Here is a 12,305-nt window from a genome sequence, read left to right as displayed (position 1 = left end):
AGATTCCGCAACCGTGGCTTCCACGAACGACCTCAAGAACGGCCTGGTGCTCAAGCTCGACGGGGGCCAGCTCTGGTCCGTCGTCGAGTTCCAGCACGTCAAGCCCGGCAAGGGCCCGGCCTTTGTGCGCACCAAGCTCAAGAACGTGCTCTCCGGCAAGGTCGTCGACAAGACCTTCAACGCCGGTGTGAAGGTCGACACGGCCACCGTTGACCGCCGTGACATGCAGTTCTCGTACATGGACGGCGAGTACTACGTCTTCATGGACATGCAGACCTACGACCAGCTCATGGTCGACCGCAAGTCCGTCGGTGACGCGGCCAACTACCTCATCGAGGGCTTCACGGCCAGCGTCGCCACCCACGAGGGCGAGGTGCTCTACGTCGAGCTGCCCGCCGCCGTCGAGCTGGTCGTGCAGCACACCGACCCGGGCGTGCAGGGCGACCGTTCCACCGGTGGCACCAAGCCCGCCACCCTGGAGACCGGCTACGAGATCGGTGTCCCGCTCTTCATCACCACCGGCGAGAAGATCAAGGTCGACACGCGCTCCGGCGAGTACCTCGGCCGGGTGAACAGCTAACCGTGGCTGCCCGGAACAAGGCCCGTAAGCGCGCCTTCCAGATCCTTTTCGAGGCCGACCAGCGCGGGGCGCCCGTGCAGACGGTCCTCGCGGACTGGATCCGGCATGCCCGGACCGACGAGCGCCAGCCGCCGGTGGGCGAGTACACCATGGAGCTGGTCGAGGGGTACGCCGAGTACGCGGACCGTATCGACGAGCTCATCTCCACCTACTCGGTGGGCTGGACGATCGACCGGATGCCGGTCGTCGACCGGAACATCGTGCGGCTCGGCGCGTACGAGCTGGTGTGGGTGGACGACACCCCGGACGCGGTGGTGATCGACGAGGCGGTACAGCTCGCCAAGGAGTTCTCCACCGATGACTCCCCGTCCTTCGTGAACGGCCTGCTGGGCCGCTTCAAGGACCTCAAGCCGAGCCTGCGCCGCGTCTGAGGCCCGCCGGGCCTCCAAGGCCCCGGGATCCGGCTGCCGCGCCCGCTCGGCTCTCCAGGCCCGAAGCAGAGGACCGCTCGTCTTCTGCCTCGGGCCTGGCGCGTACCGGGCCGGTCCGGTACGAAACCACGCGGCCGTGTACCGGTGGCGCCCGCGTCCGCGAACGCGGCGGAGGGCGGACCCGTAGCACGGGACCGCCCTCCGGAGGTGACGTTTCTGCTGTTTGCTCCCGGTTGGTCAGCTCTCCTCGTGGGCGACCGCGCGGCGGGCGTCCGCGTCCAGGACGCCCCAGCTGATGAGCTGCTCGGTCAGGACCGACGGCGACTGGTCGTAGATCACGGCCAGCGTCCGCAGATCGTCCTGGCGGATCGACAGGACCTTGCCGTTGTAGTCGCCGCGCTGGCTCTGGATCGTCGCCGCGTAACGCTGCAACGGGCCCGCCTTCTCCTGCGGCACATGAGCCAGCCGCTCCAGGTCCAGAACGAGCTTCGGCGGCGGCTCGGCCGCTCCGCCGGGCGTGGTGCCCGGAAGGAGTTCCTGCACCGGGACCCCGTAGAAATCAGCCAGCTCGGCGAGGCGCTGCACCGTGACCGCACGGTCGCCGCGCTCGTACGAACCGACCACCACGGCCTTCCAGCGGCCCTGGGACTTCTCCTCCACGCCATGGAGCGAGAGGCCCTGCTGGGTGCGGATGGCGCGGAGTTTGGCCCCGAGCTGCTTTGCGTATTCGCTGGACATATAGCTCCCCGGACGAAGTCTGGTAACTCACTGTGAGGTTACGCAGCGTTACTTGGATGCGTCAAGCCGAGGAGGCCGGGGGGCCCTTCGCAGGGCCTCGGAAGAGGGGCGGTACGAGGCGTTCCGGCGGCTCCTGGTAACTTGGGTGGCGTAATTCAGACATCCGACGTCCTTTAAGGTCCGTCCCGTGAGGCGGAGAAGGAGGTCCGTTTCGCATGGACACGGAAAACCCGCCGGAGAGCTCCGGCATCGCGCGCCCCGTTCTGGAGGCGCCCGACATCGCACGGGTGCTGACCCGTATCGCGCACGAGATCGTCGAACGCGCCAAGGGCGCGGACGATGTGGTGCTGCTGGGCATTCCCACCCGTGGCGTCTTCCTGGCCCGCCGGCTGGCCGAGAAGCTCGCGGAGATCACCGGCCGCTCGATCCCCGTCGGCTCCCTCGACATCACCATGTACCGCGACGACCTGCGCCTGCGGCCCGCCCGCGCGCTGGCCCGCACCGACATCCCCGGTGACGGGGTCGACGGACGTCTGGTGGTCCTCGTCGACGATGTGCTCTTCTCCGGCCGTACGATCCGCGCCGCTCTCGACGCGCTCGGCGACATCGGCCGGCCGCGGGCCGTACAGCTCGCCGTGCTCGTCGACCGCGGCCACCGCGAGCTGCCGATCCGCGCCGACTACGTCGGCAAGAACCTCCCCACCTCGCTGCGGGAGACGGTCAAGGTCCAGCTCGCCGAGGAGGACGGCCGGGACACCGTGCTGCTCGGCCTGAGGCAGCCCGCCGCGTCCGGCGAGCGGTAGCGGCGCCTCCGTACGCCATCAGTCCCGTACGGCTGCGCCAGCGCGCCCGCACGCCCGCACACCTCCACACACCGGAGCACTCCCGATGCTGCGCCTCCCAGGGGCAAACCCCCGCACACCCGGCCATCTCATCTCGGCCGGCGATCTCAGCCGCGACGACGCCGTCCTGATCCTCGACACCGCGGAAGAGATGGCCCGGGTCGCCGACCGGCCCATCAAGAAGCTGCCGACCCTCCGCGGCCGTACCGTCGTCAACCTCTTCTTCGAGGACTCGACCCGTACGCGGATCTCCTTCGAGGCCGCCGCCAAGCGCCTGTCGGCCGATGTCATCAACTTCTCCGCCAAGGGCTCCTCCGTGTCCAAGGGCGAGTCGCTCAAGGACACCGCGCTGACGCTGGAGGCGATGGGCGCGGACGCCGTCGTCATCCGGCACGGCGCCTCCGGCGCTCCCTACCGGCTCGCCACCTCCGGCTGGATCGACGGCGCGGTCGTCAACGCCGGCGACGGCACCCACGAGCACCCCACCCAGGCGCTGCTGGACGCCTTCACCCTGCGCCGCCGCCTGGTCGGCCCGGACACCGGCATCGGGCGCGATCTCGACGGCCGGCGGGTGACCATCGTCGGCGATGTACTGCACAGCCGGGTCGCCCGCTCCAATGTCCTGCTGCTGCACACACTCGGCGCCCGGGTCACCCTGGTCGCCCCGCCCACCCTGGTGCCGATCGGCGTCGAGCGGTGGCCCTGCGAGGTGTCGTACGACCTCGACCGGGTGCTGCCCGAGTCCGACGCGGTGATGATGCTGCGCGTACAGCGCGAGCGGATGAACGCCGCCTTCTTCCCGACCGAGCGCGAGTACTCCCGCCGCTACGGCCTGGGCGGCGACCGGATGGCCCGGATGCCCGAGCACTCCGTCGTGATGCACCCGGGCCCGATGAACCGCGGCATGGAGATCACCGCCGAGGTCGCCGACTCCGACCGCTGCACGGCCGTCGAACAGGTGGCCAACGGTGTCTCGATCCGGATGGCCGTGCTCTATCTGCTGCTCGGCGGCAACGAGCCCGCCGTCACCCATTCCCGCCCGTCGGCCACCATCTCTGATCCGGCGCGTCTCGCGCCCGCCACCGACTCCGAGGAGAGCAAGTAACCATGGGCAAGACCCTTGTACGGGGCGCGAAGGTACTCGGCGGCGAGGTGCGGGACGTCCTGATCGACGGCGAGACCATCGCCCGCGTCGACACCGGGATCGAGCCCGGTGACGCGACCGTCGTCGAGGCCGCGGGACAGATCCTGCTGCCCGGCCTGGTCGATCTGCACACGCATCTGCGCGAGCCGGGACGCGAGGACTCCGAGACCGTCCTCACCGGCACCAGGGCCGCCGCCGTCGGCGGCTTCACCGCCGTCCACGCCATGGCCAACACCTTCCCGGTCGCCGACACCGCCGGCGTGGTCGAGCAGGTCTGGCGGCTCGGCCGGGAGTCCGGCTACTGCGATGTGCAGCCCGTCGGCGCCGTCACCGTCGGCCTGGAGGGCAAGCAGCTCGCCGAGCTGGGCGCGATGAACGACTCCGCCGCGGGCGTCCGGGTCTTCTCCGACGACGGCAAGTGCGTCGACGACGCCGTGATCATGCGCCGGGCACTGGAGTATGTGAAGGCCTTCGACGGCGTGATCGCCCAGCACGCCCAGGAGCCCCGGCTCACCGAGGGCGCCCAGATGAACGAGGGCGTCGTCTCCGCCGAGCTCGGCCTCGGCGGCTGGCCGGCCGTCGCCGAGGAGTCGGTCATCGCCCGCGATGTCCTCCTCGCCGCCCATGTCGGCTCCCGGGTCCACATCTGCCATCTCTCCACGGCCGGCTCCGTCGACCTGGTCCGCTGGGCGAAATCCCAGGGCTGGAACGTCACCGCCGAGGTCACGCCGCACCATCTCCTGCTCACCGACGAGCTCGTACGGTCGTACAACCCCGTCTACAAGGTGAACCCGCCGCTGCGCACGGAAGCCGATGTGACGGCCCTGCGCGAGGCCCTCGCCGACGGCACCATCGACTGTGTCGCCACCGACCACGCGCCGCACCCGCACGAGGACAAGGACTGCGAGTGGGCGGCGGCCGCCATGGGCATGGTGGGCCTGGAGACGGCGCTCTCCGTCGTCCAGCAGACCATGGTCGACACCGGCCTGCTCGACTGGGCGGGTGTCGCCGACCGGATGTCCTTCCGCCCGGCGCGCATCGGCCGTCTGGCGGGTCACGGCAGGCCGGTGGCGGCCGGTGAACCCGCCAACCTGACGCTGGTGGATCCGGCTTACCGTGGTGTCGTGGACCCCAAGGGCTTCGCATCCCGCAGCCGCAACACCCCGTACGAGGGACGTGAGCTGCCGGGACGCGTGACCCACACCTTCCTGCGGGGCCGCGCCACGGTCGTCGACGGGAATCTGGCGTGACAACTGCGAAGCTCCTCCTGACTCTGGCCGCCGAGCGGAAATCGGCGGATGTGACCGACTGGGCCGCCCGGCTCGGCTGGGTGATCGGTCTGCTGCTCTTCATCGCGTTCGTGTACTGGCTGATGCGCCAGGGATGGAAGTGGCGCGGCAGCCTCCAGTCCGGGCTGCCGGAGCTGCCCACGGCGCCGGAGACAGCCGGCGCGGCCGTCCTCGGCGAAGGCGGCACGCCGCTGCCCGTACTGACCGGCCGCTACCACGGCTCCACCACCGCCGGGCAGTGGCTCGACCGCATCGTGGCCCACGGCCTGGGCGCCCGCAGCAAGGCCGAGCTGACCCTGACCGACGCCGGTCTGGAGGTCGTACGCCCCGGCGCGAACGACTTCTTCATCCCGGCCGGACAGCTCCGCGAGGCCCGGCTCGACAAGGGCATCGCGGGCAAGGTCCTCGCGGAGGGCGGTCTGCTGATCGTCACCTGGCAGCACGGCGACACGCTGATCGACTCCGGCTTCCGCTCCGACCGCTCCGCCGAGCACACCGCCTGGGCCGGCGCCATCAACTCCATGACCCGATCCCTCACGACATCCATCACGACGGAAGGCCCCGCACGATGACCACCTCCACCCGGGGAACCGCCCAGCGAGAGGCGCTTCCCGCCGTACTCGTCCTGGAGGACGGCCGCAGCTTCCGCGGCCGTGCCTACGGGGCCGTGGGGGAGACCTTCGGCGAGGCGGTGTTCTCCACCGGCATGACCGGCTACCAGGAGACGCTCACCGACCCGTCGTACCACCGCCAGGTCGTCGTCATGACCGCCCCGCACATCGGCAACACCGGCGTCAACGACGAGGACCCCGAATCGCGGCGGATCTGGGTCTCCGGCTATGTCGTCCGCGACCCGGCGCGGACACCGTCCAACTGGCGCTCGCGGCGCTCGCTCGACGACGAGCTGGTCGCGCAGGGCGTCGTCGGCATAAGCGGTGTCGACACCCGCGCGCTCACCCGCCATCTGCGCGAGCGCGGCGCGATGCGCGTCGGCATCTTCTCCGGCGAGGCGCTCACCGGCGCCTCCGGCACGGCACCGGCCGACGAGGCGGCGCTGCTGGCGCGGGTGCGGCAGGCTCCGGAGATGACCGGAGCCGACCTCTCCGCCGAGGTCGCCACGGAGCGGACGTACATCGTCCCCGCCATCGGCACCAAGCGCTTCACCGTCGCCGCGCTCGACCTGGGCATCAAGGGAATGACCCCGCACCGGCTGGCCGAACGCGGCATCGAGGTGCACGTACTGCCCGCCACCGCCACTCTCGACGAGGTGTACGCGGCCGGTCCCGACGGCGTCTTCCTCTCCAACGGTCCCGGTGACCCGGCCACCGCCGACCTCGGCATCGTCAAGGGCGTACTGGAACGCGGCACGCCGCTCTTCGGCATCTGCTTCGGCAATCAGCTCCTCGGCCGCGCGCTCGGCTTCGGCACGTACAAGCTGAAGTACGGCCACCGAGGCATCAACCAGCCCGTGCAGGACCGCACGACCGGCAAGGTCGAGGTCACCGCCCACAACCACGGATTCGCCGTCGACGCGCCTCTCGACCGGGTCTCCGACACTCCGTACGGCCGCGCCGAGGTCTCCCATGTCTGCCTCAACGACAACGTCGTCGAGGGCCTCCGGATGCTCGACCGGCCGGTCTTCAGCGTCCAGTACCACCCCGAGGCGGCCGCGGGCCCGCACGACGCCGCGTACCTCTTCGACCGTTTCGTATCCCTGATGGAGGGCCAGCGTGCCTAAGCGCACCGATATCCAGTCCGTCCTGGTCATCGGTTCAGGACCGATCGTCATCGGCCAGGCCGCTGAGTTCGACTACTCCGGCACCCAGGCGTGCCGCGTCCTCAAGTCCGAGGGCCTGCGCGTCATCCTGGTCAACTCCAACCCGGCCACGATCATGACGGATCCGGAGATCGCCGACGCGACCTACGTCGAGCCGATCACGCCCGAGTTCGTCGAGAAGATCATCGCCAAGGAGCGTCCCGACACGCTGCTGCCCACCCTCGGCGGCCAGACCGCGCTCAACACCGCGATCTCGCTGCACGAGGCCGGCACCCTCGACAAGTACGGCGTCGAGCTGATCGGCGCCAATGTGGAGGCGATCAACAAGGGCGAGGACCGCGATCTGTTCAAGGCGGTCGTCGAGGCCGTACGCGCCAAGATCGGCCACGGCGAGTCGGCCCGCTCGGTCATCTGCCACTCCATGGACGACGTCCTGTCCGGCGTCGGGACACTCGGCGGCTACCCCGTCGTCGTCCGTCCCTCCTTCACCATGGGCGGCGCCGGCTCCGGCTTCGCCCACAACGAGGAGGACCTCCGCCGGATCGCCGGTCAGGGGCTGATGCTCTCCCCGACCACCGAGGTGCTCCTGGAGGAGTCCATCCTCGGCTGGAAGGAGTACGAGCTGGAGCTGATGCGCGACAAGAACGACAACGTCGTGGTCGTCTGCTCCATCGAGAACTTCGACCCGATGGGCGTGCACACCGGCGACTCGATCACCGTCGCGCCCGCGATGACGCTCACCGACCGCGAGTACCAGATCCTGCGGGACATCGGTATCGCCGTGATCCGCGAGGTCGGTGTCGACACCGGCGGCTGCAACATCCAGTTCGCGGTCAATCCCGAGGACGGCCGGGTCATCGTCATCGAGATGAACCCGCGCGTCTCCCGCTCCTCCGCGCTCGCCTCCAAGGCCACCGGCTTCCCGATCGCGAAGATCGCGGCCCGGCTCGCCGTCGGCTACACGCTGGACGAGATCCCGAACGACATCACGGAGAAGACCCCCGCGTCCTTCGAGCCCACGCTCGACTATGTCGTCGTCAAGGTGCCGCGCTTCGCCTTCGAGAAGTTCCCGGCCGCCGACGCCAGCCTCACCACCACCATGAAGTCGGTCGGCGAGGCCATGGCCATCGGCCGTAACTTCACCGAGGCACTCCAGAAGGCGCTGCGCTCGCTGGAGAAGCAGGGCAGCCAGTTCTCCTTCACCGGCGACCCGGGCACTCCGGCGGACAAGGACGCGCTGCTGGAGACCGCCAAGGTCCCCACCGACGGCCGGATCAACACCGTCATGCGGGCCATCAGGGCCGGCGCCACGCCCGAGGAGGTCTTCGACGCGACGAAGATCGACCCCTGGTTCGTCGACCAGCTTTTCCTGATCAAGGAGTACGCGGACGAGCTGGCCGGTGCCTCGAAGCTCTCGCCCGAGCTGCTCGCCGAGGTGAAGCGGCACGGCTTCTCCGACGCGCAGATCGCCGGGATCCGAGGTCTGCGCGAAGACGTGGTCCGTGAGGTCAGGCACGCGCTCGGAGTGCGTCCGGTCTACAAGACGGTCGACACCTGCGCCGCCGAGTTCGCCGCGAAGACCCCGTACTTCTACTCCTCGTACGACGAGGAGAGCGAGGTCGCGCCGCGCGAGAAGCCCGCCGTGATCATCCTCGGCTCGGGTCCCAACCGCATCGGCCAGGGCATCGAGTTCGACTACTCCTGTGTGCACGCCTCCTTCGCGCTGAGCGCGGCCGGCTACGAGACCGTGATGGTCAACTGCAACCCCGAGACCGTCTCCACCGACTACGACACCTCCGACCGGCTCTACTTCGAGCCGCTCACCCTGGAGGACGTCCTGGAGATCGTGCACGCCGAGACGCTCGCGGGACCGGTGGCCGGCGTCATCGTGCAGCTCGGCGGCCAGACGCCGCTCGGTCTCGCCCAGGCACTCAAGGACAACGGCGTACCGGTCGTCGGCACGCCGCCGGAGGCGATCCACGCCGCCGAGGACCGCGGCGCCTTCGGCCGGGTCCTCGAAGAGGCCGGGCTGCCCGCGCCCAAGCACGGCACCGCGACCACCTTCGCCGGGGCCAAGGCCATCGCCGACGAGATCGGCTATCCCGTCCTCGTACGGCCGTCGTACGTCCTCGGCGGCCGCGGCATGGAGATCGTGTACGACGAGGAGCGGCTCGCCACATACATCGCCGAGTCCACCGAGATCAGCCCCAGCCGTCCGGTGCTGGTCGACCGCTTCCTCGACGACGCCATCGAGATCGACGTCGACGCGCTGTACGACGGCACGGAGCTGTACCTCGGCGGCGTGATGGAGCACATCGAGGAGGCCGGCATCCACTCCGGCGACTCGGCGTGCGCGCTGCCTCCCATCACCCTCGGCGGCTTCGACATCAAGCGGCTGCGCACCTCCACCGAGGCGATCGCCAAGGGCGTCGGCGTCCGCGGTCTGATCAACATCCAGTTCGCGATGGCCGGAGACATCCTGTACGTCCTGGAGGCCAATCCGCGCGCCTCCCGGACGGTGCCCTTCACCTCCAAGGCGACCGCCGTACCGCTCGCCAAGGCCGCGGCCCGCATCTCGCTCGGCACCACCATCGCCGAGCTGCGCGAGGAGGGCCTGCTGCCCGCGCACGGCGACGGCGGCACGCTGCCGCTCGACGCGCCGATCTCCGTCAAGGAGGCCGTGATGCCGTGGTCCCGCTTCCGCGACATCCACGGCCGCGGAGTGGACACCGTCCTCGGCCCGGAGATGCGCTCCACCGGTGAGGTCATGGGCATCGACTCCGCCTTCGGCACGGCGTACGCCAAGTCGCAGGCCGGGGCCTACGGCCCGCTGCCCACCAAGGGCCGCGCCTTCATCTCCGTGGCCAACCGCGACAAGCGCTCGATGATCTTCCCGGCGCGCGAACTGGTCGCGCACGGCTTCGAGCTGCTCGCCACCTCCGGCACCGCCGAGGTCCTCAAGCGCAACGGCCTCAGCGCCACCGTCGTACGCAAGCAGAGCGAGGGCCCGGGGCCGGACGGTGAGAAGACCGTCGTCCAGCTCATCCACGACGGCGAGGTCGACCTCATCGTGAACACGCCCTACGGCACCGGCGGCCGTCTCGACGGCTACGAGATCCGTACCGCGGCCGTGGCGCGCGGCGTCCCGTGCCTGACGACCGTCCAGGCGCTGGCCGCCGCGGTCCAGGGCATCGACGCCCTCAACCACGGCGACGTCGGCGTCCGGTCCCTCCAGGAGCACGCGCGGCATCTGATCGCGGCCCGCGAGGACTGAGCCCTCCGGAGGACTGAGCCTTCCAGCAGCAGGCCCGAAGGGGGACACCGGAGCGGTGTCCCCCTTCTCATGAGGAAAGACACTCCATGTACCGATTCTTCTTCAGGCTGGTCTTCCGGCGGATGGACCCCGAGCGGGCCCATCGGCTGGCCTTCCGGTGGATCCGGCTCGCCGCCCGCGTCCCCGTCCTGCGCACCGTCCTCGCCGCCGTCCTCGCGCCGCGCTTCCAGGAGCTGCGCACCGAGGCGTTCGGCCTGCGGATGCACGGCCCCTTCGGGCTCGCCGCCGGTTTCGACAAGAACGCCGTCGCCGTCGACGGCATGTCGATGCTCGGCTTCGACCACATCGAGATCGGCACGGTCACCGCCGAGCCGCAGCCCGGCAATCCGCCGACCCGGCTCTTCCGCCTGGTGGCCGACCGCGCGCTGATCAACCGCATGGGCTTCAACAACGAGGGCTCCGCGGCGGTGGCGGCACGTCTCGCCGCCCGCCACGCGGTCTTCCGCACCACCGTCGGCGTCAACATCGGCAAGACCAAGGTCGTCCCCGAGAGTGAGGCGATCGGCGACTACGTCACCTCGACGGAGCGGCTGGCCGGCCACGCCGACTATCTCGTGGTCAATGTCAGCTCGCCGAACACTCCCGGACTGCGCAGCCTCCAGGCCGTCGAACTGCTGCGGCCACTGCTGACCGCCGTACGCGAGGCGGCCGACCGCACCGTCACGCACCGCCGCGTCCCGCTGCTCGTCAAGATCGCGCCCGATCTCGCCGACGAGGACATCGACGCCGTCGCCGATCTGGCCGTCGAGCTGGGCCTGGACGGCATCATCGCCACCAACACCACGATCGCGCGCGACGAGCTCGGGCTGGTGTCCGGCCCGGCGCTGACCGCCGAGACCGGCGGACTGTCCGGCGCGCCTCTCAAGGCGCGCTCGCTGGAGGTCCTGCGCCGGCTGTACGCGCGGGTGGGCGACCGGATCACGCTGGTCGGAGTCGGAGGCATCGAGAACGCCGAGGACGCCTGGCAGCGCATCCTCGCCGGTGCCACGCTGATCCAGGGTTACAGCGCCTTCATCTACGAGGGCCCGTTCTGGAGCCGTGCGATCCACAAGGGCCTCGCCGCGCGCCTGGCCGCCGGCCCCTACGCCACGCTCGCCGAGGCCGTCGGCGCCGACACCAGGAAGGCCACCGCATGAGCCCCACCAGCCCTCTGGAGCCCTTCGGCGCCCGCCTGCGCCGCGCCATGGACACCCGTGGTCCGCTCTGCGTCGGCATCGACCCGCACGGTTCGCTGCTCCGGGCGTGGGACCTGGACGACGACATCGCGGGCCTGGAGCGCTTCACCCGTACGACGGTCGAGGCCCTGGCGGACCGGGTCGCCGTACTCAAACCGCAGTCGGCGTTCTTCGAACGGTTCGGCTCGCGCGGCATCGCCGTGCTGGAGAAGGCCGTCGAGGAGGCGCGGGCGGCCGGTGCCCTGGTCCTGATGGACGCCAAGCGCGGCGACATCGGCTCGACGATGGCCGCGTACGCCGCGACCTATCTGGACCAGGACTCGCCGCTCTTCTCGGACGCGGTCACGGTCTCGCCGTACCTCGGCTTCGGTTCGCTGCGCCCGGCACTGGACGCGGCGGCCGGCTCCGGCGCCGGCGTCTTCGTGCTGGCCCTCACCTCCAATCCGGAGGGTGCCGAGGTGCAGCGCGCCACCGCGGCCGACGGCCGCTCGCTCGCCCAGCTCATGCTCGACCACATGGCCGCCGAGAACGCGGGCGCGTCACCGCTCGGGTCGGTCGGCGCGGTCGTCGGCGCGACCCTCGGCGACGCGGGCGTGGATCTCGCGATCAACGGACCGCTGCTCGCTCCCGGGATCGGCGCGCAGGGTGCGACTCCTCAGGATCTCCCCGGTGTGTTCGGCGCCGCGGTCGGCAATGTGGTCCCGAGCGTCAGCAGAGGCGTCCTGCGGCACGGTCCTGACACCGGCGCGCTGCGGGCCGCCGCGGAGCGCTTCGCCGACGAGGTGAGGACGGCCGTCGGCGCCGCGCGGTGAGGATTCGGCACCGCGTGGGACGCCCGATGACAGAGTTCTGAGAAGAAAAGCGGGCCAATATGCACGAAATGTCGCGGTCGATCGATGCTGACCAGGACTTTTCGTCTGTTCTCGCTGACTCAGGCGGCCTTGGCCGCTAGTCTCCGTCGAGAGCCAACGTGCAGTGCGTTGCCCGTTGCTCGC

General features: G+C 70.3%; 11 protein-coding genes. 10 read left to right on the top strand and 1 reads right to left on the bottom strand.

The window, feature by feature from the left end:
* The first annotated feature begins 13 nt into the window (after positions 1 to 13).
* On the top strand, positions 14 to 580 hold the full coding sequence (efp, locus tag PV679_RS18430; protein WP_319681393.1) for an elongation factor P: 567 nt from the start codon (positions 14 to 16) through the stop codon (positions 578 to 580).
* 2 nt (positions 581 to 582) lie between these two features.
* On the top strand, positions 583 to 1,011 hold the full coding sequence (nusB, locus tag PV679_RS18425) for a transcription antitermination factor NusB (protein WP_319681392.1): 429 nt from the start codon (positions 583 to 585) through the stop codon (positions 1,009 to 1,011).
* Positions 1,012 to 1,248: 237 nt separating this feature from the next.
* Here nusB and bldD read toward each other — a convergent pair whose 3' ends face one another.
* Positions 1,249 to 1,749 (bottom strand): transcriptional regulator BldD, encoded by a 501-nt coding sequence (gene bldD / locus PV679_RS18420; protein ID WP_005319862.1) that lies wholly within the window; start codon positions 1,747 to 1,749, stop codon positions 1,249 to 1,251.
* A 215-nt stretch (positions 1,750 to 1,964) separates the two neighbouring features.
* Between bldD and pyrR the strand changes: the two genes are divergently transcribed.
* From pyrR to pyrF, 8 genes are all read left to right on the top strand, one after another.
* A complete protein-coding gene (gene pyrR, locus PV679_RS18415) occupies positions 1,965 to 2,552 on the top strand; it encodes a bifunctional pyr operon transcriptional regulator/uracil phosphoribosyltransferase PyrR (protein WP_319681391.1) in 588 nt (195 codons plus the stop codon).
* Positions 2,553 to 2,637: 85 nt separating this feature from the next.
* Positions 2,638 to 3,696, top strand: a complete 1,059-nt coding sequence (locus PV679_RS18410) for an aspartate carbamoyltransferase catalytic subunit (protein WP_319681390.1) — start codon at positions 2,638 to 2,640, stop codon at positions 3,694 to 3,696.
* A 2-nt stretch (positions 3,697 to 3,698) separates the two neighbouring features.
* A complete protein-coding gene (locus tag PV679_RS18405; RefSeq protein ID WP_319681389.1) occupies positions 3,699 to 4,985 on the top strand; it encodes a dihydroorotase in 1,287 nt (428 codons plus the stop codon).
* Positions 4,982 to 5,596: a hypothetical protein gene (locus tag PV679_RS18400; protein ID WP_319681388.1), complete on the top strand. Its 615-nt coding sequence runs from the start codon at positions 4,982 to 4,984 to the stop codon at positions 5,594 to 5,596. The genes PV679_RS18405 and PV679_RS18400 overlap by 4 nt, the downstream gene beginning before the upstream one ends.
* Positions 5,593 to 6,762, top strand: coding sequence for a glutamine-hydrolyzing carbamoyl-phosphate synthase small subunit (gene carA / locus PV679_RS18395; RefSeq protein ID WP_319681387.1), 1,170 nt, complete (start codon positions 5,593 to 5,595; stop codon positions 6,760 to 6,762). Before PV679_RS18400 ends, carA begins: the two co-directional genes overlap by 4 nt.
* Positions 6,755 to 10,075, top strand: coding sequence for a carbamoyl-phosphate synthase large subunit (gene carB / locus PV679_RS18390; protein ID WP_319681386.1), 3,321 nt, complete (start codon positions 6,755 to 6,757; stop codon positions 10,073 to 10,075). Before carA ends, carB begins: the two co-directional genes overlap by 8 nt.
* Positions 10,076 to 10,161: 86 nt before the next feature.
* Entirely contained in the window at positions 10,162 to 11,271 is a 1,110-nt protein-coding gene (locus PV679_RS18385; protein ID WP_319681385.1) for a quinone-dependent dihydroorotate dehydrogenase, read from the top strand.
* Positions 11,268 to 12,122 (top strand): orotidine-5'-phosphate decarboxylase, encoded by an 855-nt coding sequence (gene pyrF, locus PV679_RS18380; RefSeq protein WP_319681384.1) that lies wholly within the window; start codon positions 11,268 to 11,270, stop codon positions 12,120 to 12,122. The genes PV679_RS18385 and pyrF overlap by 4 nt, the downstream gene beginning before the upstream one ends.
* Positions 12,123 to 12,305: the final 183 nt, after the last annotated feature.

The organism is Streptomyces sp. AK02-01A (assembly GCF_033795305.1).
Classification (GTDB): Bacteria; Actinomycetota; Actinomycetes; order Streptomycetales; family Streptomycetaceae; genus Streptomyces.
This window is presented reverse-complemented; position numbering and strand designations above follow the sequence as displayed.